Raw genomic sequence first — 24,456 nt, 5'->3', positions numbered from 1 at the left:
ATAATTTCTTCCTTCCATTTGTAATTGTATAATAAAACAAATAATTAATTTAGCAAACAATAAATATCATAAATATTTATATGATTATAAAAGCCCATAGCATCCAGTTGTTTATTTACTTCTGAATCATTCTTCATGTGAGTTATAATTAGTAAATCTTCATATGTAGTTAGCTCATTTGGTGAAATGCATCTGATTCCATTAATTTCTGTATCCCATATTAGATTGTTATTATCACTAAAAATATTTGCACCAATTGCTTCGTTCCAAGACAAGACAAAATATTTATCATTAAATAATTTACCTAATCCAAATATACATATATTCTTTGCAGCTATGATTTTATTCATCGTATTTAGAGAATCCGTATTCATTTCTCCTCCCAAACTTTCAAAACTTGTTTGTTCTGAATTACATTTCAACTCATCTAATGCTCTTTTCAGTTTCATAGCATCAAGATTCTTTTCTTCACATGCAGCATGGCATTGTCTGCACAAAATATCTATAGTATCATCACTTAAACCTGCAACATATTTCTTATACTCATCTCGATCTTGAATTTCAGCCCAACTCTGATTTATAAGATTGCCAAGTATATGCTTCATCCCATAATCCATGCAACATAGTACTAGTGTTCCATCCGGTAACATTTCAGGAGCCCAACGTCCTTTTTCTGTGCCACTACCGACAACACAAGTAATTTTACCTTTAGAAGAATAACTTTTGCATTCTTCTGATTTAATATTTCCTGCTCTATCAATTGGCTGAAACTTATCACATTTATCTTTTTTTATCAAATCTGATACTGCATGATGTACTGTTCCATGACACGAATAGTATCCAATCTCAATACTATTAACGACTTTTTTAAGCAATTCCAAATATTCTGATGTTATAACAAATTTTGAATTACCCTCTTCATCCGGAATATGCAAAATAAAATTATCAAACTTTATATCCTTTATCATTTCATAATCTTCCATTGTCATATCAACTAAAGTTGTAAATAATACAACTTTATACCCTTCTCTATAGGCATGCTTAATCATTTTTGCACATTCCTTATTATGAAAAGGTTCAGCCATTCCAGAGAAAGTTACTGTTGCTCCTTTTTCTACTTTTTCTAAACACTTTTTAAAGTTTTCGTAGCTTAATCTAGTTGTGTCACTACCTTTGTACTTAAAATTTTTTATTAATGTTTCTTGCGGACAAAACTTGCAATTAAGCTTACATCCTATTTGCAATGTGAGTTCCAATGAATGCAGTTTATCAGAAAGCATGTTTAATCACTCCTCCTTTATTACTCCTAATATAATCTAAAATTTTCATTTAACCATCATTCTTATGCCATCATCAAAACTCACTTCTGGCATAAATCCAGTAGCTTCTTTTAGATGTATAATATCTGGATTAAGCCAAAATGTTCGATCTACATTTAAACTTTTGACACCAAATTTAAGATTTGCAGAAGGACTTATAATGTCTCTTATTCGTTCTACAAAAATTTTAAGCATCTTTGGTTCTCCATGCGATACATTATATATATATTGTTCATTATTGCTTAAATCTTTTTCTCCCAAAATCTTCAATGCACGTACGCAATCAGTAATATACATAAAATCCCACATATTTTCACAAGAAGAAAGTTCAGGTATGCCCCCCTCTTTTAGTGTCTTTATTACATATGATATAAGTGTTCCTTCATTTTCCCCAACACCATATACGCTATAGATTCTTGGCCATACAAATGAAATTTCTAACTGTTCTGCTAATACTCTCCCCATATGATAAGAAGCTAACTTTGCTGCTCCATACATCATAAACGGATTAGGTACAGTAGTATCTTCATTACATAAGCCATGTACTACGCCATACTCAGCTTGACTTCCTGCTCCTATAAATTTCCTACATCCGCATCTTTTAGCTGCTCTTATAGCATCCGCCGTATACTGTATATTGCTATTTTGTATTTCAAAATCATTTCTCTCATCACCAGAAGAACCATTCCACGCAAGATGATAAAATAAATCATAACTACCAGTTAATTCACTTAATTTATCAATAGATAATTCTATGACATTAACATCTTTAAGTAATCTTTTTTTTTTGTAAGAGTTTGGTCTTATTACAGCTGTAACATTATGACCATTATGTACAAATTCTTCACATAATGCAGTTCCAATAAATCCAGTTGCTCCTGTTATTAATACATTCATATATCCCATACCTTTCAATATCTCATTTTTTAAATAAGATTATCTTCAAATTCATCTCTATCAAGCAATGGTGACATATCCTCCAATGGTCTAGATGCCATTTGCCCATCTTCTCTCATATAATTTGTTTGTTTAGGAAGGATTTGTTGCATAATATCTGCCTTTACAGTGCAGACTACCGGACCATCATATTCTAAAACTTCTGTTATTTTATCAGCTAGTTCGCTTTCATTATCAATATGATATCCTTTTATTCCAAAGGCTTCTGCTAGCTTTTTAACATCTGGCAGTGTTAGTCCTGATTCCTGTGTACATCCAGTAAGATGACCTTTAAAGTTTCCATTTTGAGAACCATAAATCATACTATAACCATTATTATCAACAACAAATAATTTTATTGGAAGTTGTAACCTCTTTAATACTTCAAGTTCTTGAATATTCATAACCACGCTGCCATCACCTGTAACGCATACAGTTCTCTTTTTACCTGATGCAATACAAGATCCTATAGATGCAGGTAAATCATATCCCATTGCTGCTAATCCTTTTGTTAAGAATGCTCTTTGTCCCTTTTTAATTCTAAATGTCTTCATTGCAATATCTACAGATGTACCAGAGCTTGTAAATTGATATATGTCATTTTCATTCATTTGATTTGAAATTTCATCAACTAATCTATATGTACTTACAAAACCATCTCTTGCCGCTTGCTCTGGAATAAATCTAGGATATTTATCCCTTAATTTATTACAATGCTCTATCCACTCTGTTCTTATCTCAGTATTCAATTCATTTTTTCTTTGAAGTAGAGCTTCAATAAACGCTTTTGCATCACAGTTTATTGCAAGTGTCGGATGAACACTTTTCTTCTTCATTTCATTTTCATCTATCTCTACCATTACATGATTAGCATTTTCTAAAAAACTTTCGAAATTATAGCCTGTAGAAAGCAAATTTAATCTTGTACCAATTGTTAATACAAAATCAGCATTTTGTTGAATGAAATTAGAATGCCTATGTCCCACTGCACCTGGTCTTCCACAAAATAACGAATGGGTATCTTCAATTAAGTCAACACCATTCCATGATGTCATTACAGGTACATTTAATAATTCATAAAGTTCTCTTGCCTCTTCAACTCCACCTGCTAACCTAATTCCATTCCCTAAAATAAGTGCTGGTCTTTTTGCTCTATTAAATAATTCTATAGTTCTATCAATATCTTCCTTATTGCAAGGATATTCCTTAAGTTCTGAAACATCATATCCTGTTAAGCTTTTTATATCTATTTGTGTGGCTTGAATATCTAATGGTATATCAAGCCATACTGGTCCTGGTTTTCCGTTTACTGCAATAGCAGCTGCCTTTTCTAGTTCATATCTTATATCTTCAGGTTCTTTAATCTGAACAGCATACTTAGTTATTGGTTTTGCTATAGAAACTATATCCGTCTCTTGAATTCCAAACTGACGTATATTTTGATTATTAACTAAATCAGCTCTCTTAGCTTGCCCAGATATAAATATTACTGGTGTTGAATCATAATATGCTCCTGCAAGACCTGTTACTGCATTAGTTGCACCTGGCCCAGATGTTACTAAACATACTCCATAACCTTCATTAATTCTAGCATAGGCTTCTGCTGCAATTGAAGCTCCTTGTTCATGCAACATACATATTCCTTTTAAATTCTCATTTCTTCCTAAAGAATCATTAAGATGCATTGCTCCACCGCCACTGATATAAAACACATGTTTCACACCTAGTCCAGATATAAAATTCATAACATAATCTGATATTTTCATATTTTCCTCCAAAATTTACATAAATATTAACCAATTAAAAACTCTAATATTCCTCATTACTCTGCTACTGAAAACTCATTGAACTTTATTAAATCCTCTATCAACTCATTTTTAACCATTGTAGCTTCATACCCGCCATTAATCTCAAGTTTTCTTAATAAATATTCCATTGTAAGATTTCCATCTCTCCATTTTCCACCAAGCCCTAAATGGGTAACATCCATATAGTCTGCACCTTCATTAATAGCTAAATCAGCAAGCTTTTCAGCTGTACCATTTTTATCATGAAAATGAACTCCAAGTTCAACTCCGACCTTATGACATTCTCTAATTGTGTCTACAACATACTTTTCTGTCATAACGCTTTCTGTATCAGCAAACTCTATTGCTTTTACACCTTTTGATTTCGCAAATTCAGCAAATTTAATATTTTTTTCGATATCATTGTATCCTGCACTTGTAAAATTCAAAAACACTTCATAACCTAACTCTAGCGACTCATTAACATGTTTATCTAATATTTCGAAATCTGTTTCATGTGATCTTGTAAGTAATCTAATAGTATCTACTACACTATCTTTTTTAGGTAATAAATTCGATAATGGTCTTTGAACATCCCTCATCGCTGATATCTTTGTAAAATTTTTTATAGACTTAAATACTTCTGCAATTTCTCTATTTTTAGTGCTACAGTATCTATATATTCCTCTATTAGGATCTGCTTCTTCATTATGAAAGAATCCTAATTCAAGATAATCTATTCCTTTACCTTGTGCAAATTTATATAAATTTCTAACAAACTCATCTTCAAAATTCCAACCTGTTTGATATCCTACTTCTCTTAATGTACAATCAAATATTTTTATACCGTTAATCATTTATATTTCATCCTTTCTCATTAAATCCAAAGGAATTATTTCTCTATACTTTCTTTAATTCTCTTTATCATCTCATCCAACATTTCTTTTGTCATTCCTGGATACACACCAATCCAAAATGCATTATTCATAGCAAAATCTGTATTTTTTAATTCTCCAACTATTCTGTAATCTTCTCCATTAACCAAACCTTCAAAACATGGATGCCTTGTAATATTACCTGCAAATAACGACCTAGTTTGTACTTTATATTTTTCAAGATAAGCTACAATTTCATCCCTTGTTTTAGTACTTTCTTCTTTTACTGAGATTATAAAACCAAACCAACAAGGGTTCGCATTATCTTCTTTTTCTGGAAGTACAATATTTTCTTCTAATCCTTTTAAATTTTCTCTTAAATAATCCCAATTTGCACGACGTTTTTCAACAAAGCTAGGAAGCTTTTTTAATTGTGCTACTCCTATAGCTGCTTGCATATCTGTTGCTTTTAAATTATATCCTAAATGTGAATAAACATATTTATGATCATATCCAACTGGCAATGTTCCATATTGACCCTTAAATCTTCTATTACATGTATCATCTTGTCCGCCAGAACATACACAATCACGTCCCCAATCTCTCATAGAACGTATTATCTTATTTAATAATGAATTACTTGTATACACTGCCCCGCCTTCACCCATAGTCATTTGATGTGCTGGGTAAAAGCTAGATGTTCCTATATCTCCAATAGTTCCAGTTAGCTTTGTTTCTCCATTTATTTCATATTCTCCACCTAAGGCATCACAGTTATCTTCCACAAGCCATAAGTTATGTTTATTACAAAAATTCTTAATTATTTGCAAATCAAAAATATTACCTAAGCTATGCGCAATAAATACTGCTTTTGTTTTATCTGATAAAGCCTCTTCTAGCATTGAAATATCTAAATTATATGAAGGAATTTCAATATCTACAAATACAGGAACTGCTCCACATTGAATAATAGGAGCAACTGTTGTAGGGAAAGCTGCTGCTACTGTTATAATTTCATCACCACGCTTAACTCTTCTATCCCCTAATAGTTGCGATGTTAATGCCATAATAGCAAGAAGATTTGCTGATGAACCTGAATTAACTAATGAACAATATGCAACATTTAAATAATTAGCTAATCCCTTTTCAAATTCATCTGTATATTTTCCAGCTGTCAACCAAAAATCTAATGCTGAATCTACTAAATTACACATTTCTTCTTCATCATACACACGTCCTGCATAATTAATCCTATCACCGATTTTATAAGCTTCTTTTTCATGATTTTCTTTATAGTATTCTTTTACAAGTTCTAAAATCTTTTCTTTTTCCAAAACGCTACCACCTCTCAAAATATAGACTAAAGCATATATCTGCAATCTATAATTTTCTTATCGCCAAATTCTTTGATCTTCTTAAATTCTTCCCAAGCTGTGACAACTGCTATAACTTCTGAATTATCATAAACTTCCTTAGCACTATCGCAATAATTTACAATGATACTCGGATATTTTTCTTTGAATTCTTTTATAGCTATTGGGTCATATGTATATATATTCTTATAACCAGCTTCAATCATTGCTTTAATAATTTTAGCCGCTGGCGTATCTCTTACATCATCAGATTCTGGTTTAAAAGATAATCCAAGAATTCCTATTGCTTGATCTCTATTCAGTCCACTAGTAATCTTTTTTACTATAGCCTTTGAAATATTATCATTTGTACTTATTACATTTTTTAATATTTGAGGTTCAAACCCCTTAGCTTTAGCTTGAGAATACAAAGCACTTGTATCCTTTGGAAGACAATATCCACCATATCCACAGCCCGGATATACATATGAAGTCATATCACAATTGTTCCAACGCTTATCCATATGTAGAATCTTAAATGCTTCTGCAATTTCTATTCCACCAATACTATCTGCTACTTGAGACATCTCATTTGAGTAACTAATTAAAGTAGCTAAAAGAGTATTTGATAAATATTTTATAAATTCACCTGTAGAATGGGATACGCACTTAATAGGTATATTCATATCTCTATAGAGATCTAATAGCATTTCCTTAGATCTTCCATCATTACATCCAAGAACAATTCTATCTGCTTCTATAAAGTCTTCCCAGCAATGCCCTTCTCTTAAAAATTCAGGGTTATTTGCAACTCCAATATTATCCGCTATTTTTCCTTTTGATTTCACATATGGATATATCTTTTCAGCTGTAGTTGATGGTGGTATTGTTGATTTTGTGACCAACACTCTAAACTTTTCATCCTTAATTGCATCAACAGTTGTATCGATAGCTGAAAATAAATAAGTTAAATCTGCACTTCCCATTTCTCCATATGGAGTCCCAACACAGTAAAATACATACTCACTATTTTTTATTGCTTCTTCAATATCATCTGTCACAAAGAAATTCTTATCAAGATGTTCATTTAACACATCTTCCATATATGGTTCAAAAAATGGTATTTGTCCACTTCTTAGTGTACCTTTACGTTTTTCATCAACATCAACCCCATATACTGTATAGCCTAAATGAGCAAATCCTAAGGCTGTTGTAAGTCCTACAAATCCCAATCCAAAAACTGTTACCATATTAAATTATCCTCAGTACTTTCTTTTATAAATCTTAAAAATCTGTATACACCATCTTCTACATAGATTTCTGGATTATAGTCTAAAATGTTTCTAGCTTTATCAATACTAGGACATCTTCTTTGTGGGTTATTAGTTAAATAATCTTTATCTTCTGATGAATTAAATATTACCTCTCCTGTATAATCGAAAATTTCTTTTCCTGCTTTTTTATAAATCTCTGCTAATTGTGTAATTGTAATTTCAGGTTTTTCTATACCAATATTAAAATAATCATATTTTCCGTGTAACATAACCTTAAAATATCCAGCTATAGAATCTGCTATATAACAAAAAGTTCTTGTTGGACTCCCATTTGATAATATAGCAATATTGTTTCCATCAATTATATTTTTAGCAAAATCTGCTGGTACTCGTTTATCATTAAGCTTCATACCTGGACCATAATTGTTAAATGGTCTTGCTACTCCAATTGGCATGTTGTATTTTTCTGCAAAAAGCATGCACATAGTCTCTCCAAAACGCTTCGATTCATCATAACATGAACGTGGTCCTGTTGCTGATACATATCCATAATATTCTTCAGATGTAGGTACAGCCTCTGGTGATGGATCACCATAAAGTTCACTTGATGAGAAGAAAAGAAATCCTTTAATCTCTTTTTCAGCATAATAATCAAGAAGGCTTCTTAACCCCCATATATTAGCATCTAATGTTTCAATAGGATATTTTCTATAAAATATCGGAGATGCAATAGACGCCATATGTATAATAAAGTCTACAGTATCTGCTTCCTCTATATCACTTATTTTATCTTTAATAATATCAAACTTTTTAACTTCAAATCTTTTATCTTTTCCAATTTCGTCTATCCATTTTGGATAGCCCAGCATGAAATTATCAAGACAAACAACCTTCTTTAATTTTAAATCATCCTTAAACTTATATAAAAAGTGGATAAAATAATATCCTAAAAATCCAGCACAACCTGTTATTAGGATAGTTGAATCAGTTAATTTATTAATTTCTTCCTCTGATAATTTGTTATATGTATATTGTAAATCTACTTCTAATGACTTAGTAATCATTATATCCCTCCATTCTATGGTTCCAATTTACCATCTTATCCATGGTGCATTTTTTATTTTACATAGGTATTCTAATGTTTCTTTATCTCTTAGTGTATCCATGCACTTCCAAAAACCATCATGCTTATATGCCATTAGCTGTTTTTCTCTTGCTAAACTTTCTAATGGCTCTCTTTCAAAAACAGTCATATCATCATTTATATATTTAAATATCTCTGGTTCTAACACCATGAATCCACCATTAATCCAGCCTCCATCTTCTTTTGTTTTTTCTGCAAATTTATTAATTTGGTGATTATTATCAATATCTAATACACCAAATCTCCCCCCTGGCTGTATAGCTGTTATAGTTGCAATTTTCCCTTGTTGCTTATGAAATTCATAGAGCTTAGTTAAGTTCACATCAGAAACGCCATCACCGTATGTAAGCATAAATGTTTCGTTATTAATATATTTCTCAATTCTTTTAATTCTCCCACCCGTTTGAGTCTCCAAGCCAGTATCTACTACAGTAACCTTCCAAGGCTCTGCTATATTATTATGTATTACCATATTATTATTATCTGAAAAATCAAATGTAATATCACTTCTATGTAAATAATAATCTGCAAAATATTCCTTAATACAATATCCCTTATATCCACAACAAATAATAAATTCATTAAATCCGTACGATGAATAATACTTTAATATATGCCATAAAATTGGAGAATCACCAATTTCAATCATTGGTTTTGGTTTAAGATGACTTTCTTCACTAATCCTAGTTCCAAGTCCGCCTGCCAAAATAACTACTTTCATAACAACCACCATCACTTTTTTAATATTATAATTCTATAAATATCATTATTCCTTTTTATTTTACATTTTATTTTAAAAAGTTCCTTGAACTCACAATATATGTATAATTATATCATAATTTTGTTTATACTTCCCAACATCTTGTCTACTTTAATTATTGGCTAATATATCTAACTTTTAAATTAATTCCTTATTTTGCCTCTAATAAATTTATACGTTCTTTAGATAATTTATAAGTTATACTTTTTTTATAATATTTAATAGCTTCTTTCTCATTACCTAAGCATTCTAACACCACACCAATGTTATAATTAGCGAGATAATCATTTATCCCTTGAATTTTGCACTCTTCATATTTTTTTGCATTTTTAAATTCTTTTACTGCCTTATCAAAATACCCATTGTTCATATAAATAAGACCAACTAAAAAAACAAAATCTGCCGAAGAACTGAATTCCGAGTATACTCCTAGAAGCTTCATAGACTCTTCATATTTCTTTTCATTAATTAATGCATATCCTAAACTTTCTATCATATCTTGCACATATTCTAGATTTGTATCTAAATCAAAATCTAAAGCCTTATTAAAATAGAATTCTGCCATTTGATAATTACTCTCCATATAATAACTTTTGCCTAATTGATATAATATGTATGGATCTTTCCCTTTACTCTCTAATTCTACTTTTAACAACTCAATATTTCTCTTAGTTTTATCTTTTCTTTTTATTTCATCATCTTCATAACCAAAATGCTCCATAGTTATTGGTATATTATATGTTAAATAGTTTTTTCCATTTTTTGAAACAACTTGCTCATGGATACTGCCTTCATACTTAAATTCATTTTTACAAAAAAATCTATTAACTCTTTCATTATATTTAAATTCATCTTGACCTCTTGAATATTTATTTATTCTAAGTATTCTACCAACCATATGTTTATTAATATTACATTTCAATAATTGTTTATCAAGTTCTACTATCACTTCATCAGCATCTACAACCAATATCAAGTCATTACTTGCTTTACTAATAGAAAAATTTCTTGCCATACTGAAGTCATTTTCCCATTTAAAATCATAAACCTTATCTGTATATTTGTTAGCTATCTCTTTAGTATTATCTTTTGAACCCGTATCTACAATTATTATCTCATAACCATATTTACTTATATTTTTTAAAGAATTTTCTAGTATTCTACTTTCATCTTTTACTATCATACAAATGCTAATCATAATTTTCTCCTTTGAAATCCGTTTAATTTGTATGTTCTATTATACTTTGCATAAGTTAACTATATATAATTATCGTGATTATGTCCGATATCTTTAACATCTACTAGAATCACTATTAGGCAACATTATCAATAATATTTTAAAAATAGCACCAATAAAACTTTTTCAAATTTTATTGGTGCTATTTAAATAAAATCAAAATCATTATTAGTTATTAATAGTTTTATTTACTATTTCTTCTATTCTTTGAATTATTGGCATTATTTCATATTCTAACAAATCTCCAACTAGAATATAATCAGAGTTTTCGAATGCCTCTAAGACTTCAACCAATTTTCCATTCATAACATCAAAAGATATTGGTTCTTTTTGTATCTCCGATGTAAGACGAATAGCATTATTTAACCATTCCATGCCTTCTGTAATTGGTATTATTAAATTACACGCCTCATTTTCTCGACCCTCTTGATAATATTCTACTGCTTTATTTATCCCCATTTTAAGATTTACTATATATTTACTCGCAGTCTCCAATACTTCAATTTTATTATTATTCATAGTTCCTCCGCAATTTAAGAGTTATTTATTTTTATAAGCTATTGCAAATAATGTATCATTTCTATTTGTATTAATCAAATTATCAACATAAGATTTTTTTAACTCATCATTAAATATTTCATTAAAATATTCCTGGCCACCTGGATTTCTATGTTTTAACCAATAAAGATGATTTGAAATATCATATCGTTGAATATTATGAATTTCAAATTCATATCCTGCTTCATTTAAAACATATGATAAACTAGTAGTATTAAAATACCATAAATGAGCAGACTGATAATAAAAACTTTTAAACTCAGGTATATCATATTCATTAAGCAATATATCCTGATTGTTTGGAACTTCTATAAAAATCATTGAATTATCATCTTTCATTTGCTCCTTCAATGATTTCATAAAACTTATTGGATTTTTTATATGTTCTAACACATGAAATAAAAATATCTTATCAAATTTTTTATGAAAATCAGGTGGATTTTTAGCAACATTTATCCCTAATTCCTTGCAATATCTTAAGTTATTTTCATCCCATTCTGTTCCGTAAACCGTTTTTACTTTGTTTCTTATGTCATACAAAAAGTATCCAGAAGAACAACCAATTTCAAGAATCTCATCTTCTTTATTTATATACTGCTTCACTCTGTTAATTCTTACTGTTGCTTCTGGTAAAGATTTTTTAAAAAACTCTTCTAACTTTTCTCGTGAATAATATTCTTTTTCGGTATATTCTTTTCTATATTCACCATTATAATATTCCTCTAATTCTTCTTCAGTAAGTCGAGGATTTAAAAAATGAACACCGCATTTCTTACATATGTATACCTTTATTGAATCGGTTTTTACATTTCTTATTTTGGTATCAACAATAGTAGTCTTTTCGCTTCCGCATAATAAACAGTTCATCCGAGAATTCTCCTTAAGTCCTATATCTAAGTATTAAATCTGTAATTTCTCGTACTGCCCCCGATCCGCCTTTTGCATTAGTGATATAATTTGATGCTTGTTTTACCTTTTCTACTCCATCAAAAACCGAGCATCCAAAACCCACACTTTGTATTGCCTCTAAATCATTTATGTCATCACCAATATAAACTATTTCATTAAGTTCTAGATTATTAATATCGGCAATCTCTCTAATTATCTTTAATTTATCTTTTGCTCCAAGATATACATAATCTATTTTTAATTTATCAGCTCTTCTTTTTACCATATCAACTTTTTCACCAGTTACTATAGCTGTTTTGATTCCATTTTCTCTTAAAAGTTCAAATGCCATGCCATCTCTTGTATTAAACTTTTTCAACTCGTCACCTTTTTCGGAATAATACATTCCCCCATCTGTTAGGACTCCATCGCTATCTGTTATAAGCATTTTTATATTCTTCAAAATATCACTATATTTGAAATTCTCTGATTTTCTTTTTCTTAATAATTCTTCAATGATAACCCAATCACTTTCTTCATCTATTTCGAAATAAGATTCTTCACTCATCTCAACAACGCCGAATTTACCCGACATTCTGCACTTGGATTCTAAAAGTGATTCTTTTTTTGTAATATAAAAAGCTCCATTTTCAACAAGATATCCTTCAAACTCTTGCCTTCTTGGCCTACTTAAAGGATTATAATTTTTAGGATAAAAAGAATTATCTACGCCTTTTTCCCATATAAATCTTTTTTGTCTTACTGCTGAAAAGACAGCATCGTATTTTTCATTAGTAAACTTTTTAAAACCATTGCTTATATCATTTACAGTCAAAAGCGGTGAAGTAGCCTGTATAAGAACTATATTTTCAAAATCAAATTTATCTGCAAATTCAAGCATAGCCGATTCAGTAGTTGAAGTATCTTCTGCTGTTTCCTTTGAACGACCAATTATTTCAATTTTATCAGATCCATATTTCATGACAACGTCTTTAATTGAATCACTATCGGTTGAAACAAATACCTTATCTATGCACTTACATTCCACTGCTGCATCTAAAGTCCAGTATACAAGCGGCCTCCCCATTAATAACTTAATATTCTTTAATGGAATAGACTTGCTTCCTCCTCTTACTGGTATAAACGCTATGTTTTTATACATTTCTATATACCCCTATATTTTAATTTTTCTCTTTGAACTTTTTCTATATCAAGAATTTCTTCTCTTTTATATGTAAGTGCTTTATAAGTATTTCTTAAATCCCTAGCAAGCTTTCTCATTCCATCAGGTTCTAATGATGCAGCATGATCGGTACCTTTCCATGTTCTGTTTAATGTAAAGTGTCTTTCAATTGTAGATGCACCTAATGTATATGCAGCCACATCAATAGCAATTCCGTTGTGATGCCCCGAAAAGCCAATTTCCTTTACTTTATTTTCATACTTTTCTTTTAATCGTGTTATCTCAAGAAGGCATATATCATCTACAGGAACAGGATATCCAGATGTACAAGAATAAACTACTAAATCCTTATTTCTTCCTCTTTCCTCAAAAAACTCTATCATTTCTTTAATTTCATTATACGTTGTCATACCAACCGAAATATGTATTTCTCCTTGGTAATTCTTGCATAACCAATCAAGCATTTTATAGTTATTATTACAAGCAGACGGTATTTTTATAAACTGAGGCTTTAATTCCGCAATTTCTTTTGCAGAAGTTAAATCCCAAACAGACGTACTATACACCATTCCAAATTCTTCACAATACTTTTTTAATTCTAAATGTTGTTGTACTGTAAACTCCAAAAATTCCCTATGCTCTCCATAAGTCTTTCCATAAGAATTATATGGATTAGGATGTGCTGCGTTATATTGTTCAGGTGTTAACAGCTCTTTATTATTTCTCTTTTGAAACTTTACTCCATCAACCTCACAAAATACAGATGCCATTTTTATGAATTTTTTTGCTATCTCAATATCTCCCATATGATTGCAGCCTACTTCTGCAATTATTCTAGGTTTTTTATAATTATTCATTAAAATTCCTCCTTTTATGTATAAATTATTTATTGAAAACATATTTATTAATAAGTGGAACTGCTTCTTCAATAACATTTAAAATTCCTTCATATAATGCTTTTACTCTTAAAGCTATTTTCTTTCCAGCAACCTTATCAGAATCATCAGGTAATATTAAAAATTTATCATTTCCAAGCACATATTGTGTTGTTGGATAAAGTAAAAAATCAACAAATGCAAATTCTTCAAACGCCTTATTAAGATTATCATCAATTTTATCCAGTTTGTTATTTATCTTTATAATATCAACTTTATTCCCTTTTTCGAAATAATCATTTAATTTTTCTGATAAATCAATAGCCTTCTTGCAATCTTTTTTTATATTCATCATGCATTCCAATGTTTCATTAAATTTATTAATTATTTTTTCTAAATCAACATCCTCATTTTTCACTAAATACTCATCTATATTTTTAGAAAATTCATTTTTTTCAATTGAAGATGCTACTTCATCTAAACTCATGACTTTTGTCCCTTTAATATTTGCTCCACCTTCAGTAGCATTTATGTATGTAATATTACTAAAAACTTGTATAAGACTCTCCATTTTTATCCTAAATTCATTATATGTTGGATTTGTTCTCACCTTATTACCAAAAACATCATCCACAAAAATACTATCTTCTATATCTTCTATATCATTTTTTTCTTCCTTATGAGTTGCATTATTAGCATGCAATTTTTCATTTGTAAAAGCAAAATCTTGTCCCATAAATATTATAGGATCACATCCTAAATGCACCCCTAACCCCATGCAAGTATGGGCTACAGAGCCGCCATATGCGAGCGTCTTTACTTCCTTACCTAAAATTTCATTGGTAAAATAATTTCCTGTAAAATATATTTTTTTTCCTTTATGTTCATTTACTACATTAGGATTGCTTCCCTCATAAAATACCAACGGAATATTGGATTTCAAAAAATCTTTAACTAGTGTATATGTATTTTCAACTGGATCCACTACACATAAGAAATCAGGCCGTATTCCTTCATTCAATAATGTTCTAAGAGTTCTGCCTCCTGTTATAATTACAAATCTATCCTGAATCTTTTTTAATTTATGTACATTCTTTTCCAACGAAGGTCCTGCCGAAACAATTATTGCAGGTCTTTTTTTAAAAATGTTTTCCAAATAATTAGTTGGAGTACTTTCCGCCATAAACTTAACATTTTTCAAAAAACAGTTAAACCATGTTTTTGAATGTACTAAATTTGTAACTCTATCTACATATCCGCCACTTATAGTTTGTTTAAGTCCCTCAACAAAAGTCCCTAATTCTTCTCTATATATAACATTATAATTTGCATAAAATCCAAATTTAATTCTTTCTAACTCATAATCATTTATTTCAAAGTTTAATATTTCCCTTAAACTATTGTTATCACTATTAAATTTAAAAAGTTTTATTTTATCATCTAAAGTTATTAGCTTGGCATTTTTAGATTTCAGAAAATCAGAAAAGATTTTTTCATCTGGCTCAAATATCAATACCTTATTATTTTTAGATAATCCTTCTTTCAATTGGGGTAAATATTCTCCTGTCGCAATACCAAAGATAATAATAATATCATATGGTTTCACTCCCCCTAACTGACTAATAAGTTGATTTATATCCCTACTTACAGAATAGAAACTTCCCAAATAGACAGTTTTTTCTTCTTTATTCACTCTAAGTATCAATTTACCATCTTTACTTGTTACAACTGTATAATCATTTGAATTATTATTATGTTCCATATAAAATTCTCCTCAATTCAAATTTCACAATATAACTAATACAAATACTTTCTACTTACGCTTAAAATTATACAAGGAGACACGCTGGTCTCCTTGTACACATTTCTTAAACTTCACTAATAAAATAATTATCTTAATAATTGAAGAACTTGTTGTGGTTGTTGGTTAGCTTGAGCAAGCATAGCTTGAGCAGCTTGAGATAAAATATTGTTCTTTGAGAAAGTTGACATTTCTTTAGCCATATCAACATCTCTAATTCTTGATTCAGCTGAAGTCAAGTTTTCACTTGAAGTCGATAAGTTGTTTATTGTGTGTTCAAGTCTATTTTGGTATGCACCAAGATTAGCTCTTTCAGCTGATACTGTATTTATTGCGTCATTTATCTTCTTAATAAATCCAGTCGCTGATGCAGCAGTAGTTGCTGATACCATAGTAACACCTGATACACCTAATTTTGTTACTGTCATTGTAGCAATAGTTAAACTTACTATTTGACCACTATTAGCACCTACTTGGAATTTCATATTCTTTGCACTACCATTTACTAACTTCTTAGTATTAAATTCTGTTTGGCTTGCTATTCTGTTAATTTCATTCTTAAGTTGAAGAACTTCTTTACCAATAGATGCTCTATCAACACTAACATTTGTATCATTTGCACCTTGAACTGCAAGTTCTCTCATTCTTTGAAGAATTGCAGTAGTTTCATTTAATGCACCTTCAGCTGTTTGTATTAATGAAATACCATCTTGAGCATTACTTGAAGCTTGATCAAGTCCTCTAATTTGTCCTCTCATTTTTTCTGAGATTGCAAGACCTGCTGCATCGTCTCCAGCTCTGTTTATTCTAAGACCTGAAGAAAGTTTTTCTGCTGATTTAGCTGCCTTATTTGCGTTAGAATTCGCACTTGTAATTGCATTGTTTGCCATAAGATTGTGATTAATTATCATAATATATTCCTCCTTGATTTTGAGCTTTGGACTTCCATGTCCATCTCTTTGTTTTTTTAATTTATATCAACTCTTAAGAGTTAATAGCTTATACTCTTTATATATTCGATTTAATTTTATATTACTTTATACTTTTTTCTTATCTTTTTTACTAAGTAAAATAATAATATTTTAAATCTTATATTTATATATTCGGTTATAAATTTTAATACTTAATAGTATTTTTAGAATTTATACATTTATTCAAAAGTTTTTTATAGCTCTTTACTTAAAAAGACCGATCTCGCTTGCAAATCGTTATATCCATTCATCATTATTCTTCTTTTTTGATTTTCTTTTATCTTTTCCAACAATGCTTCTTTCCTACTATTCATTTCTTTTTCTAATGTTTTATCCAATTCATAAACATCATATTTTAGATAAAATCTATTTAATTCCTCTTTTGAACAAGCTAATTTATTAATATTATCTAAAACAGATTGCCTTTGTGAAAAAAACTCATCTAGCTTTTCGTAATTTTCTGTTTTAACTGTTTCCATAATAATTAAAGTGATATTTTTATATTGTACAAATTGTTCTTGTATCTCCAATTTTCCACCCACTTTGTTGTATAAAACTTGACAGCAAATTTTCTCGATGCTTATTATTAACTATTTCCATTAATGATTAGGCTGTTCCAAGCATTGAGCTAAGTTGACTCTGCTGTGCATTTAATTTGCTCATAGCAGTTTCCAATGCTGTAAATTTAGCGTAATATCTAGTTTCAGCATCTGACATTTGAGTCTTAAGCTTACTAATGCTTAAAGTTCTCTGATACACTTGGTCTGGTAATGTATTTTTACTAGAAGCACCTGAAGTGCTATAGTCATACTGCTTATTTACAAATATATTCATACTTCCAGATAAAGTATAAGTCCCATCTGTACCCAATCCTGGTGTTGCCACATAACTACTAAGTATAGTATTCATCCTCGTAAACAGTCCATCTTCCATATACGTTTTAGAGCCAATATATGGTGTGTTTGCAGGTAGTGAATCAAGAGAAGTACTTGAAGTTCCGCTAAACATTTTTTTAAAATCATCAAAATGATTTTGAATTGTGCTTGCTAATTTAGCTGCATCTGTAATAACAATCTTCCCTCCATCTGTATAATCTGAGGAAGTATCTATCCCAATGGCATTTGATCCATATTTACCAAGACTTAATGGTACTTTTCCTGTAGTAGAGTCACCATTGTAACTATTATATACAGGCGATGAAAATATTCCTTTTAATTGAGTCATTACATCATTTAAGTAATCGTCATTTTTAAGTACCCCTACTTTGGCCTTAGTTTCCCACGCTGTAATTTGACTTTCACTCATACTTTCTTTTTGTGCATCAGTAAGTGGCGGATAAGCACTATCTTTCTTTTCTGTTAATTTTGTATTAATTGTTGAAATTATAGCGTTATAATCTGTAATGAAACTCTTAATATTATTTACAATATTATCTGTATTTGCTGCTATAGTTACATTAGCAGTTCCTACATTAGAAAGATTATAACTCACTCCATTAATTGTAAATTGATTCGAAGTTTGTGTAGTTGTTACAGCTGATTGTCCCGGTGCAGTAATAGTTACATTTGCATCTGCTCCTTGATCAGAATTTGCTGATATACCTAATTTAGCTATGTCACCACTTACACTACTTATGCTAATCATCGATGCAGAACCATAGCCCTTTGATTGAAAGGAAATTTTTCCAGTTGCATCGTCTATACTCATTGTAACTGCACCACTAGTTGCACTTTTTACTTTATCCATTAAACTTTGTACTGTATCAGAGCCAGTTGCAGTAATCGGTACTGGTGTTCCTGTAGTTGTTGAATCATAAGATAATTTAAAACCAGCAGTACCAATCCCTAAATCCGATAATTTTGTACTCGAAGATATTCCACTATTAATTTTGGTAATTGGTGAACCTAATGGCGTTGTTCCATCATAAGTTGTTGCTTTCACCCCAATAGTGCTATCAGTACTTGTAAATTTTATATAACTATTAGTTCCATCATTTACATAGGATGCTGAAACTTTCCCACCTGCAGTTTTACTTGATGCTAATTTTGTATTTATATCTGCTACTAAATCAGACATAGATGTAATACCATCCTTTACTTGGAAAGTATCGGTAGAATCCGTCCCAAAAACTAATGTTGCCTTGCTCCAAGTTGATCCATTACTGGTTGCATTACCTACTGTTATCATCGAATCCAATGAGGTACCAGTAACTTTTGCTTGTTCCGCCAATTTATTTGTAGTTACCACATAAGTTCCAGCCGTAGCAGTTGATGCTGCAGTTGCTGAAGCTACAGCTGTGTTATCACTTGTAGCTGTATTAATATTCATAGAACTTCCACCTAGAATATACTTACTTGAAATTGGATCAAAATAGTCTTGTAGCTTTTTTACGCTCTTTATAATGTCTCTATAAGCATCTTGTTTCCATTGCAAAGTTTGTTTTGCCTGATTTGCTTTGTCTATCTTACTTTGATAGTTTGAAACCATAGATTTAACTACTGAATCTGTATCAATCCCTGATGCCATACCTGAAATTCTTAATAAATTAGCACTTGAAGTACTACTATTAGAGCTAGTACTACTACCTTGCATAATACTTGTCATATCATATCACTCCTTTTTTTATTTTTTAGCTCTCTTATAAGCTTCTTTCCACGTTTCATTTATATCTTCTACTAGAGGAAGAATTTCATCTATAATTTTTAGATCCTTATTAATATTAGCGTCTATTAATCTCTGTTTTATGAATTCATAAACTCTAAATAACTGAACCGCCCATTCCCCAACTGTAGTATCTAAACTAACCATAAGTTCTGAAAATATATCTTGAGTCCTTATTAATGCATCATGAGCCTTTTTTACATCTTTATCTACAATAGCTTGTCTTGCTATTTTGCAAAACTTAATTGCTCCTTCTGTTAACATTAGCAGCAATTGTTCTTTTGATGCATAATTTACAGAATTATTTTTATATACATTATATCCATTAGAATACATTTTAATCCTCCTATTTTGTGGCATCTAAAACTCTGCCTTTAGAATTCTCTTCACTTATTTCTTCTAACTTTTCTGCTTTTATCTTTACACTTGCATTATTATATTTTACTCCATCTATAGTAAAATATAGTTTTTCTTTACTATTATCACAAAGCTCTTCTATATTTACTTCATTTTTTTCTTCTTTTAAATCCTTCTTTACACTTATGCCATCACTTGAATGAATTTTATCATCTTTTGTTTCTTCCTGCATTTTTTTTCTAATATCAGTATCAATCTTATTTAACCTAAACTCCAAGTTAAACGCCTCCTAATTCAACGTCTTTACCTTAGGCCTTTTTATCTAGCAAACCAACTTGCCTCATCATACTTGCTACCATATCTAATATTTTCTTAGGCGGAACTTCTAAGATAACTTCTTTAGTATCTTCATCTATAATTTTTATACTTGTAGCTTTTAATTCCTTATCATAGGAAAATTCTGCGCGTGTATGCTCATCTTTCAAAAAATCATTAATCTTTTTTACTGCCTGCTCTACATCTTTTTTATTAATTTGTTTATCCTCATTGTCTGATTTTTCCTTCTGTGTGCCATCATCTTTTTGAGTCTGTTGCACTTGTTGAACCGCTACATCTATATCAGTTTGTGTGTACTGTGATATATTTGCATTATTACTATATAAATTAATTGCATTTTGTCTTATATTATTAACATCCATGTCTATATTACCTCCATGTAATTATAAATTAACCCAATAACTCTTACTTTATCTTAATCTTATTCAAAATACTTATATCAATTTTAGTTGCTTCCTTATTTTCTTTTTCTACTTCCTCATATAACTCTTTTCTTAATATAGTTACATCTTTTGGTGCTTTTATTCCAATCTTTACACTTCCATCATCTATCTTGCTTATAACAATCTCTATGTCGTCTCCAATCATAAGAGATTCACCTTTTTTTCTAGTTATGATTAACATATCATGCCTCCTTATAACAAAGGACTTTTTACTTTATATTTAGAATTATCTAGTATTATTTGTTCCCCAAAATTAGTAGAAGTATTTATAACTATAGGTCCTTGCAAATTAGTGGTGATTTTTTTAACGTCTGAATTTAATGTCACTGTAGTCAAAATCATCACTTGTCCTGGAGACTTTATTTCTAGATTTTTAATTGTTTCTTCACTTAATTTAATTTCATATTCTTCAAAAAATTCATATGGTGAAGTTACTATTAATGAAATTTCCTCATCTTCCAATGATTGTAGTAATTTAAAAGGTTCATATTCCTCCAAATCTAAAAGAATAAATTTTTTCAATTCATCTAGTCCTGGAATACCTTTGTTAAAAGAAATTATATTATTTTCTTCATATTGCATCTCACCATGAACTTTAGAAATAAATTTCATATTTATCTTCTCCTAACTATAAGTAATTTAATATGCTCATTGGTAATATCTTAGCACTAGTTTGAAGCGATGCGGTATATACTGTCTGCATTGTTGAATAATCCATTGTAGTTTCTGCAAAGTCTATATCATATGTTTTTGATAATATATCCGTCATATCATAATTTTGAGCCTCATTATTCTGTTGAGCAGAGTCCATTCTATTTTGCATAGATCCAACTTCTGAACGCCTTTGTAATAAATTTGCTGTAACTGATTGTATATCTGTTAATTCTGTCGTAGTCAAATTATTAGTATTTCCACCTGAACCTAGATCAGTTATTATATTTGATAAAAGATCGGATACATTTATACTTTTTCCATTCTTATCTTTAAACTCCAATATTCCAACTGCAGTCTCATTATATTTTGTCTTAACACCCTGAGAAATATCTACTTTTAAATCTGAATCCAGCTGAGACAGTTGAGCAACATTTTTATCGTTAAGTATAGCATTAATTTGAGTCTTTCTAGTCGAAGTTGTACCTGCAGCATCATACTCAGTTTTAAGATTTATTACATCTGACATAGTTAATTTTTTATTTGCAGTAATTGCTGACATTGTTAGATTTTTGGCTGCATCAACATAAATATTATCACTTGCTGTCAGTATAGTATTGGATGTTGTTTTAGCTGTTATTATCTTTCCATTAGTATCTGCATACAAAGGGTCACCTGTTGATACAATTCTAGTTCTTACCTGTCCGGTACCATCATCATATAATTTAGTCCCAGAAGGAATTGGTGTATTTGTTGGAGGAGTTCCCGCTGAAGTTGTTACCTTACCGCTTGTATCCATATATAAGCTGTTTGCTGATATTGGTACTGACATGGGAGTTCTTCCAGCTCCTGCTGTAGTTGTTACATTTCCAGTTCCATCTTTATATAGTTGAGTTGTGTTTGATAATGATCCCACAGGATCAGTTGTTATACTTTTTCCATCAACAGTTTTATATAACTGAGTACTAGAATCTATCTGTGTATTATTTGCGGCAACTGTTACATTTCCATTTACATCTTTATAAAAACTCGTTGTATGATCAACTAATGTATTAGTAACACCACCTAAAGAAGCATTTGTGGTCACATTACCATTTGCATCCTTATACAGTACAGCATTCTTTAAATCTATTGCTTCATTTGGAGGCGCACTTCCCTGTAATGTTGTCACCATTCCTGTTGAATCTTTATATAGAGTTGTTCCTGAAATTATTGCAATATTTGATGCTGAATTTGTTACATTTCCATTTGCATCTTTATATAATTTATCATCTGAATTAATCAACTTATTTTGAGTATTTGCAAAAGTTGTAATATTATCATAGCTATCTCTATATAATGAATCACTTAAAACTATTTTAGTTGCATTTGCCACAGTTCCATCATTTGTTATATTTCCTGCTCCATCTGTAAACAATGTAATACTATCTGATGGTATTACTGTATCTGGAGAAGATACAGGATTAATTGAAGCTTTAGCTAAAGCATGTGTCCCCGTTGTTGAAATACTTAACGTATCTCTTACTGAAACAGAATTATTTGCTACTGACGCTGATGTAGTTAGCTTCCCATTTAAATCAACGTATACAGCATCAGTTAACTGTATTTGCGTTGTTCCTGCTCCTGCTACAGTAGTTACTTTACCATCACTAGTTTTATATAAATTAGTAGTTCCTAAAAGTATTTGTTCATTAGCTGGATATGCCCCAGGTGATGTTGTCACCAATCCATTTGCATCCTTATATAAATTTATTTGATTGCTATGTGAAGGTATTGGTGTTGCAGTTTTTACCTGCTGATTGGTTGGGTCTATATATGAACTAGTCCATAAATCTTTCAATCTAGCTTCTCTCTTACTTAAATCTGTAGTACTGGAATTTGTTAAAATGCCTCTAGAATCCATATATACATTACACGAAGGATCTATAGAACTTGTTGTATATCCAGTTGTCGGATCATATTTCGAAACATTTAAAGCATTTACAGAAGCTGCTGTTAATGTTGTATTTACCGTAATTGATGATGTTGTTACAAATCCTTTAGCATCTTTATATATAGGTACTGCTTGATTGATTTGATTTCCAGCTGCACCTGTAGTCATTACTTGTCCATTCGCGCCTTTATATAAAGGTGTTCCAGTTGATATTAATGTATATGCCGAATTATATGTTGTTGTTACCTTTCCATCACTAGTTAAATATAACAATTCATTATCTGATGTAATTAACGTATTATCTGTTGTTTTGGATGGCGTAATATTTCCATTCAAGTCTATATATAACTCATCTTTTAATATAAGAGGATTTGCAGTTGCGCCTGCACTTACACTTGAACTTTTAGATGTATAAGCAGTTCCTGATGATGTATCCACATATAAAGAACTCCCTTGAATTATTTGTGTATTAGCCGTTCCATTAGTTGAGGTTGCTGATGTGGTAATCTTCCCACCTTGATCTAAATATATTGAAGCACTTTGTGCTAGTAATGTATTAGTGGATACAGAATCACTAGTAACTGCACCCCCTGCATCAAGATATGTACTTATCATATTTCCATCTGAATTAGCATATTGTAATACTCCATTTACTACAGTAGTAGGTTTTGAATTAGTTTTTGTTCCTCCAAATATATAAGAACCATCAAAATTAGTATTTAGAATTTGTGACAATTCATTTACCTTTTCCTTAATTTCATCTTGTATTGCAGTTCTTTCATCATTGCTATAACTACCATTACCTGCATTTACAAGAAGAGTTTGTATTCTACCAAAGACGTTCCCAATTTGAGATAAGGCTGTATCTGTTGTATCAAGCCAATTTGATGTATCCTTTATATTTTCATCATATTGTTTATTATAAGAGATTCCTGAATTTAATTGCATTGTTCTCGATGCAATATAAGGATTTTCTGATGCTTTTTGAATCTTATTCCCTGATGATAATTGATTTTGCAGTGATTTCATATTATTTAAGTTACGCTTAACATTTCTTAAATAATTATTAGTTAACATACTGCTAGTAACTCTAGTAGCCATAAATTTCCCTCCTA

At 30.3% G+C, this 24,456-nt stretch carries 23 protein-coding genes; all 23 read right to left on the bottom strand.

Annotated elements, in window-relative coordinates; genetic code table 11:
- Positions 1-44: 44 nt before the first annotated feature.
- The 23 genes from T483_RS0119065 to flgL all read right to left on the bottom strand — a co-directional run bounded on the left by T483_RS0119065 (position 45) and on the right by flgL (position 24,442).
- The gene (locus T483_RS0119065) at positions 45-1,280 is read right to left on the bottom strand and encodes a radical SAM/SPASM domain-containing protein (protein ID WP_026888266.1); all 1,236 of its coding nucleotides are present in this window, start codon (positions 1,278-1,280) and stop codon (positions 45-47) included.
- Positions 1,281-1,325: 45 nt separating this feature from the next.
- A complete protein-coding gene (locus T483_RS0119060; RefSeq protein WP_051560456.1) occupies positions 1,326-2,225 on the bottom strand; it encodes an NAD-dependent epimerase/dehydratase family protein in 900 nt (299 codons plus the stop codon).
- 20 nt (positions 2,226-2,245) lie between these two features.
- Entirely contained in the window at positions 2,246-4,021 is a 1,776-nt protein-coding gene (locus T483_RS0119055; RefSeq protein ID WP_026888264.1) for a thiamine pyrophosphate-binding protein, read from the bottom strand.
- A 56-nt stretch (positions 4,022-4,077) separates the two neighbouring features.
- The gene (locus tag T483_RS0119050) at positions 4,078-4,899 is read right to left on the bottom strand and encodes a pyruvate carboxyltransferase (protein WP_026888263.1); all 822 of its coding nucleotides are present in this window, start codon (positions 4,897-4,899) and stop codon (positions 4,078-4,080) included.
- A 35-nt stretch (positions 4,900-4,934) separates the two neighbouring features.
- Positions 4,935-6,251: a lipopolysaccharide biosynthesis protein RfbH gene (gene rfbH, locus T483_RS0119045; protein WP_026888262.1), complete on the bottom strand. Its 1,317-nt coding sequence runs from the start codon at positions 6,249-6,251 to the stop codon at positions 4,935-4,937.
- A 26-nt stretch (positions 6,252-6,277) separates the two neighbouring features.
- Complete coding sequence (locus T483_RS0119040; RefSeq protein ID WP_026888261.1) at positions 6,278-7,519, bottom strand: UDP-glucose dehydrogenase family protein; 1,242 nt, start codon at positions 7,517-7,519, stop codon at positions 6,278-6,280.
- Positions 7,513-8,607, bottom strand: coding sequence for an NAD-dependent epimerase/dehydratase family protein (locus tag T483_RS0119035; protein ID WP_026888260.1), 1,095 nt, complete (start codon positions 8,605-8,607; stop codon positions 7,513-7,515). The genes T483_RS0119040 and T483_RS0119035 overlap by 7 nt, the downstream gene beginning before the upstream one ends.
- 27 nt (positions 8,608-8,634) lie before the next feature.
- A complete protein-coding gene (gene rfbF / locus T483_RS0119030) occupies positions 8,635-9,408 on the bottom strand; it encodes a glucose-1-phosphate cytidylyltransferase (protein ID WP_026888259.1) in 774 nt (257 codons plus the stop codon).
- 190 nt (positions 9,409-9,598) lie between these two features.
- Positions 9,599-10,645 carry a glycosyltransferase family 2 protein gene (locus T483_RS0119025; RefSeq protein ID WP_026888258.1) on the bottom strand — a complete coding sequence of 349 codons (1,047 nt, stop codon included), beginning with the start codon at positions 10,643-10,645 and terminating at the stop codon, positions 9,599-9,601.
- A 207-nt stretch (positions 10,646-10,852) separates the two neighbouring features.
- The gene (locus T483_RS0119020; protein ID WP_026888257.1) at positions 10,853-11,203 is read right to left on the bottom strand and encodes a hypothetical protein; all 351 of its coding nucleotides are present in this window, start codon (positions 11,201-11,203) and stop codon (positions 10,853-10,855) included.
- A gap of 21 nt (positions 11,204-11,224) precedes the next feature.
- Entirely contained in the window at positions 11,225-12,109 is an 885-nt protein-coding gene (locus tag T483_RS30230; RefSeq protein WP_051560454.1) for a class I SAM-dependent methyltransferase, read from the bottom strand.
- 13 nt (positions 12,110-12,122) lie between these two features.
- A complete protein-coding gene (locus T483_RS0119010; RefSeq protein ID WP_026888256.1) occupies positions 12,123-13,292 on the bottom strand; it encodes an acylneuraminate cytidylyltransferase in 1,170 nt (389 codons plus the stop codon).
- A gap of 2 nt (positions 13,293-13,294) precedes the next feature.
- A complete protein-coding gene (locus T483_RS0119005) occupies positions 13,295-14,170 on the bottom strand; it encodes an N-acetylneuraminate synthase family protein (protein ID WP_026888255.1) in 876 nt (291 codons plus the stop codon).
- Positions 14,171-14,195: 25 nt separating this feature from the next.
- Positions 14,196-15,950: a motility associated factor glycosyltransferase family protein gene (locus T483_RS29455; RefSeq protein ID WP_051560452.1), complete on the bottom strand. Its 1,755-nt coding sequence runs from the start codon at positions 15,948-15,950 to the stop codon at positions 14,196-14,198.
- A gap of 128 nt (positions 15,951-16,078) precedes the next feature.
- Complete coding sequence (locus T483_RS0118995) at positions 16,079-16,900, bottom strand: flagellin (protein ID WP_026888254.1); 822 nt, start codon at positions 16,898-16,900, stop codon at positions 16,079-16,081.
- Between the two features lie 254 nt (positions 16,901-17,154).
- Entirely contained in the window at positions 17,155-17,490 is a 336-nt protein-coding gene (locus tag T483_RS0118990) for a hypothetical protein (protein ID WP_026888253.1), read from the bottom strand.
- Between the two features lie 76 nt (positions 17,491-17,566).
- Positions 17,567-19,564: a flagellar filament capping protein FliD gene (gene fliD, locus T483_RS0118985; RefSeq protein WP_051560450.1), complete on the bottom strand. Its 1,998-nt coding sequence runs from the start codon at positions 19,562-19,564 to the stop codon at positions 17,567-17,569.
- A gap of 18 nt (positions 19,565-19,582) precedes the next feature.
- Positions 19,583-19,957 (bottom strand): flagellar export chaperone FliS, encoded by a 375-nt coding sequence (gene fliS / locus T483_RS0118980; RefSeq protein WP_026888251.1) that lies wholly within the window; start codon positions 19,955-19,957, stop codon positions 19,583-19,585.
- A 10-nt stretch (positions 19,958-19,967) separates the two neighbouring features.
- On the bottom strand, positions 19,968-20,255 hold the full coding sequence (locus tag T483_RS0118975) for a hypothetical protein (RefSeq protein WP_026888250.1): 288 nt from the start codon (positions 20,253-20,255) through the stop codon (positions 19,968-19,970).
- A 31-nt stretch (positions 20,256-20,286) separates the two neighbouring features.
- The gene (locus tag T483_RS0118970; protein ID WP_026888249.1) at positions 20,287-20,676 is read right to left on the bottom strand and encodes a flagellar protein FlaG; all 390 of its coding nucleotides are present in this window, start codon (positions 20,674-20,676) and stop codon (positions 20,287-20,289) included.
- A 43-nt stretch (positions 20,677-20,719) separates the two neighbouring features.
- Positions 20,720-20,938, bottom strand: a complete 219-nt coding sequence (csrA, locus tag T483_RS0118965) for a carbon storage regulator CsrA (protein WP_026888248.1) — start codon at positions 20,936-20,938, stop codon at positions 20,720-20,722.
- 11 nt (positions 20,939-20,949) lie between these two features.
- Complete coding sequence (gene fliW, locus T483_RS0118960) at positions 20,950-21,369, bottom strand: flagellar assembly protein FliW (RefSeq protein WP_026888247.1); 420 nt, start codon at positions 21,367-21,369, stop codon at positions 20,950-20,952.
- Positions 21,370-21,385: 16 nt separating this feature from the next.
- Positions 21,386-24,442 (bottom strand): flagellar hook-associated protein FlgL, encoded by a 3,057-nt coding sequence (gene flgL / locus T483_RS32220; RefSeq protein ID WP_026888246.1) that lies wholly within the window; start codon positions 24,440-24,442, stop codon positions 21,386-21,388.
- Between the last annotated feature and the right edge of the window lie 14 nt (positions 24,443-24,456).

Source organism: Clostridium beijerinckii HUN142, assembly GCF_000621745.1.
In the GTDB taxonomy this organism is placed as follows: domain Bacteria; phylum Bacillota; class Clostridia; order Clostridiales; family Clostridiaceae; genus Clostridium; species Clostridium beijerinckii_A.
The sequence above is the reverse complement of the archived record's forward strand: the minus strand, read 5'-3'. Positions and strand labels throughout refer to the sequence as shown.

Bases quoted from the DNA above. Each gene is read 5' to 3' on its own strand.
- T483_RS0119035 (WP_026888260.1), bottom strand. From the start codon at position 8,607: ATGATTACTAAGTCATTAGAAGTAGATTTACAATATACATATAACAAA.
- T483_RS0119020 (WP_026888257.1), bottom strand. From the start codon at position 11,203: ATGAATAATAATAAAATTGAAGTATTGGAGACTGCGAGTAAATATATA.
- T483_RS0119025 (WP_026888258.1), bottom strand. From the start codon at position 10,645: ATGATTAGCATTTGTATGATAGTAAAAGATGAAAGTAGAATACTAGAA.
- rfbF (WP_026888259.1), bottom strand. From the start codon at position 9,408: ATGAAAGTAGTTATTTTGGCAGGCGGACTTGGAACTAGGATTAGTGAA.
- T483_RS30230 (WP_051560454.1), bottom strand. From the start codon at position 12,109: ATGAACTGTTTATTATGCGGAAGCGAAAAGACTACTATTGTTGATACC.
- csrA (WP_026888248.1), bottom strand. From the start codon at position 20,938: ATGTTAATCATAACTAGAAAAAAAGGTGAATCTCTTATGATTGGAGAC.
- T483_RS0119065 (WP_026888266.1), bottom strand. From the start codon at position 1,280: ATGCTTTCTGATAAACTGCATTCATTGGAACTCACATTGCAAATAGGA.
- flgL (WP_026888246.1), bottom strand. From the start codon at position 24,442: ATGGCTACTAGAGTTACTAGCAGTATGTTAACTAATAATTATTTAAGA.
- fliD (WP_051560450.1), bottom strand. From the start codon at position 19,564: ATGACAAGTATTATGCAAGGTAGTAGTACTAGCTCTAATAGTAGTACT.
- T483_RS0118970 (WP_026888249.1), bottom strand. From the start codon at position 20,676: ATGGATGTTAATAATATAAGACAAAATGCAATTAATTTATATAGTAAT.
- T483_RS0119055 (WP_026888264.1), bottom strand. From the start codon at position 4,021: ATGAAAATATCAGATTATGTTATGAATTTTATATCTGGACTAGGTGTG.
- T483_RS0119060 (WP_051560456.1), bottom strand. From the start codon at position 2,225: ATGGGATATATGAATGTATTAATAACAGGAGCAACTGGATTTATTGGA.
- T483_RS0118995 (WP_026888254.1), bottom strand. From the start codon at position 16,900: ATGATAATTAATCACAATCTTATGGCAAACAATGCAATTACAAGTGCG.
- T483_RS0119005 (WP_026888255.1), bottom strand. From the start codon at position 14,170: ATGAATAATTATAAAAAACCTAGAATAATTGCAGAAGTAGGCTGCAAT.
- T483_RS0119040 (WP_026888261.1), bottom strand. From the start codon at position 7,519: ATGGTAACAGTTTTTGGATTGGGATTTGTAGGACTTACAACAGCCTTA.
- T483_RS29455 (WP_051560452.1), bottom strand. From the start codon at position 15,950: ATGGAACATAATAATAATTCAAATGATTATACAGTTGTAACAAGTAAA.
- fliS (WP_026888251.1), bottom strand. From the start codon at position 19,957: ATGTATTCTAATGGATATAATGTATATAAAAATAATTCTGTAAATTAT.
- T483_RS0119010 (WP_026888256.1), bottom strand. From the start codon at position 13,292: ATGTATAAAAACATAGCGTTTATACCAGTAAGAGGAGGAAGCAAGTCT.
- fliW (WP_026888247.1), bottom strand. From the start codon at position 21,369: ATGAAATTTATTTCTAAAGTTCATGGTGAGATGCAATATGAAGAAAAT.
- T483_RS0119050 (WP_026888263.1), bottom strand. From the start codon at position 4,899: ATGATTAACGGTATAAAAATATTTGATTGTACATTAAGAGAAGTAGGA.